Genomic DNA, 3,065 nt, shown 5'->3' with positions numbered 1-3,065 from the left:
AACGTGAAGAAGAGTACAAAGCCCGTAGAGCTTTAGAATTATTTGAAGTTATTGGCGAAGAAGGTACAGGAAGATGGGAAATTGACAAACATGTTAATAAAATCACTTATTCTGAAGACTAAGCATAACAACTAACAAAACATATATATTAAAGCTATCTCTAACGAGATGGCTTTTTTTTGTTTTTTAGAGATTTTCATCGGAAACTCGTTTCAGAAACTTAAATTACATAGCCAATATACTCACACCGCCCTCATATTGAACGCGTTTTTAAAATCTAATCTCATCATATTGGTCCGCCGAATAAGCACAAAAAAAGAAAGCTTCCATTGATACAATGGAAGCTTCTTTCAGTTTAGGTTGTTTGGTTTATGTTGATTATGAATAAGTCTGAAGATTTTTATAAAAAAAGCGCCGTTGCCAGCGCTTTTTTTTAAACCAAATATATAATAATAATTAACGAGCATCACAAAAGTACAAACATTATTCATATAAGCAAGCTATTTTCACAAATAAATTAAATTATTTTCATAAAATTTAAATAAACACCTAAATATTGGGCAAATACTAATTATGAAAACAATTAAAAACACCTATAATTTACTTTTTATTAAAAAAATTATGATTTTATATCTACAAAATCATAATTTAAGCGAATATTTAAGTCAAATGATAGAAAATTTTATAAAAAATTACTTAAATCATCCAAAAACTTATGATGAAATGTTCTTAAATAGTGAAAATTACAGAAATCACTATAATAATTTCATTAACAACTTCTCTAAAGAATCTCTCGAAAACCTTAACAAAAAAGAAGAGTTGGCAAAAAAACTTTTCATGAGCCAAGGTATAACCTTTACTGTTTATGATAGTGGTGAAGGCATTGAAAAGATATTTCCATTCGATATCATCCCCCGCATCATCACCTCAAGTGAATGGTCGTTTATTGAAAAAGGAATTAAGCAACGCTTAAAGGCGTTGAATCTTTTTTTGAAGGATGTATATAGCAACCAGTTTATCATTAAGGATCAAATTGTTCCAATTAATGTGATTTATTCCTGCCCGCATTTTTTAAGAGAAATGCATAATGTGAATGTACTACACGATATCTACATCCACATTGCCGGCATTGATTTAATCAGAGATCATGATGGAACTTTTTACGTACTCGAAGATAACCTACGCACCCCATCGGGCGTGAGTTACATGCTCGAAAACAGGGAAATCACCAAAAGGCTTTTCCCCGATCTGATTCCGCAATGTGGCGTAAGAAGCGTAACTGAGTATCCGGCCATTTTATACAAAAATTTGATGGCGCTTTCGCCAAGAGCCGTTTCTAACCCAACAATTGTATTATTAAGCCCGGGGATGTATAACTCCGCCTATTATGAGCACACTACCCTCGCCCGCTTAATGGGTGTTGAATTAGTAGAAGGACGCGATTTGGTTGTTAAAAACCAGAAAGTTTTTATGAAAACCACTACAGGCCTACAACAGGTTGATGTTATCTATCGCCGTGTAGATGATGATTACCTGGATCCATTGGTTTTCAATCCAAATAGCGTTTTAGGCGTTGCCGGCTTAATGGGCGCTTACAGGAAAGGAAATGTTGCGATTGTAAATGCTGTTGGAAATGGCGTTGCAGATGATAAAGCCGTTTACACGTACGTTCCTGAAATGATTAGGTATTACCTAAATGAAGAACCCATCTTAAAAAAATGTACCTACCTATCAACTGAGCAATCCTGATGAGCTAAATTACGTTTTCCAGAACATCAATAACATGGTGATTAAAAAAACCAATGGAAGTGGCGGCTATGGCATGCTAATGGGGCATGCGGCAAGTGAACAGGAAACGGAAGAATATAAATTAGAAGTTTTAAAAGACCCAAGAAACTTTATCGCCCAGCCCACCATCAGCCTCTCCTCAGCGCCTTGTTTCATTAATGGAAAACTGGCACCCAGGAGAATTGATTTACGTCCTTTTGCACTAAATGGTCCTGACGGAATATCCATTGTTCCAGGCGGATTAACGCGGGTCGCCTTAAAAGAAGGTTCGCTGGTGGTGAACAGCTCGCAAGGCGGTGGTAGTAAAGATACATGGGTTTTAACTTCTTAGAATACAAATATGTTAAGTAGAGTAGCATCGAGCTTATATTGGTTAAGCAGATATGTGGAGCGTAGCGATGGAATGCTTCGCATGCTGAAAATAAATTATGCTTCATCGCAAGATACCATCCAGGAATTTACCTGGAAACCAGTCATCAGTAATTTTTTCTCAGATGATGAAACTGAACTTTTGAATATCCAGCATGATAGTAGAGCGGTGATAGAATACTTATTGTTAAACCGCGATAATCCTAATTCTATACTAAATATTGTAACGCTGGCCCGGGAAAATGCCAGAAGCGTTCAGGAGCATATCCCCAAGGATTTATGGCAGTGTTTAAATGAATATTATCACACTGTAAAAGATGAAAAGCTATTGTGGTATGTTCAAAAAGATGATCCCATTACCGCTTTAGATATTTTGATAAAACAAGTGATGCTTTATCATGGCACAGCCGATAGTGCGATGGAACGTGGCGAAAGCAGGAGTTTTATGAAAATTGGTAAACATTTAGAAAGGAGCATTCAATCTATTGATATTCTGGACATTAAATTTAGCTCCATCAGTGATAACCCTGATTTATTAACGGATATTGCCTATTGGAAACATTTACTTTTATCATTAGGTGGTTATGAACTTTACTTAAAAACATACCGGCAGGGATTTGATGCCAAAAACATCATCGAACTGGTGATGCTGAATAATGATTTCCCCCGGTCAGCGCTTTATTCGATGAACAATATCGATCGTTATTTTAGCCGCCTAAAAAGTGAAAGCAACATCGATCATTACAATAATTTATCTTTCAAAATAGGAAGATTAAAAAGTATGATCACCTACAGCTCAGTAAATACAATGGAAGAAGAGCAATTACATGATTATTTAACCGAAATACGGGCAGAACTATTCGGTATCGGAAACCTTTTAAACGAATATTATTTTGCAGTGTGTACGT

General features: G+C 35.7%; 3 protein-coding genes and 1 pseudogene. All 4 read left to right on the top strand.

Annotated elements, in window-relative coordinates; translation table 11 throughout:
- Positions 1 to 122 (top strand): annotated as a pseudogene (locus ON09_RS23295) (ferritin); the annotation flags it as partial.
- 451 nt (positions 123 to 573) lie between these two features.
- Complete coding sequence (locus ON09_RS23290) at positions 574 to 1,749, top strand: circularly permuted type 2 ATP-grasp protein (RefSeq protein WP_238533795.1); 1,176 nt, start codon at positions 574 to 576, stop codon at positions 1,747 to 1,749.
- 34 nt (positions 1,750 to 1,783) lie between these two features.
- Positions 1,784 to 2,119, top strand: coding sequence for a circularly permuted type 2 ATP-grasp protein (locus tag ON09_RS26985; RefSeq protein WP_455566580.1), 336 nt, complete (start codon positions 1,784 to 1,786; stop codon positions 2,117 to 2,119).
- A 9-nt stretch (positions 2,120 to 2,128) separates the two neighbouring features.
- On the top strand, positions 2,129 to 3,065 hold a 937-nt coding region (locus ON09_RS23285), incomplete at its 3' end, for an alpha-E domain-containing protein (protein ID WP_010603473.1).

The organism is Pedobacter agri PB92 (assembly GCF_000258495.1).
Classification (GTDB): Bacteria; Bacteroidota; Bacteroidia; order Sphingobacteriales; family Sphingobacteriaceae; genus Pedobacter; species Pedobacter agri.
Note: the sequence above shows the minus strand (reverse complement) of the source record. Positions and strands in the feature narration are given on the sequence as shown.

Excerpts from the sequence above, each read along its gene's own strand:
- ON09_RS23290 (WP_238533795.1), top strand. The coding sequence starts at position 574 with ATGAAAACAATTAAAAACACCTATAATTTACTTTTTATTAAAAAAATT.
- ON09_RS26985 (WP_455566580.1), top strand. The coding sequence starts at position 1,784 with ATGGTGATTAAAAAAACCAATGGAAGTGGCGGCTATGGCATGCTAATG.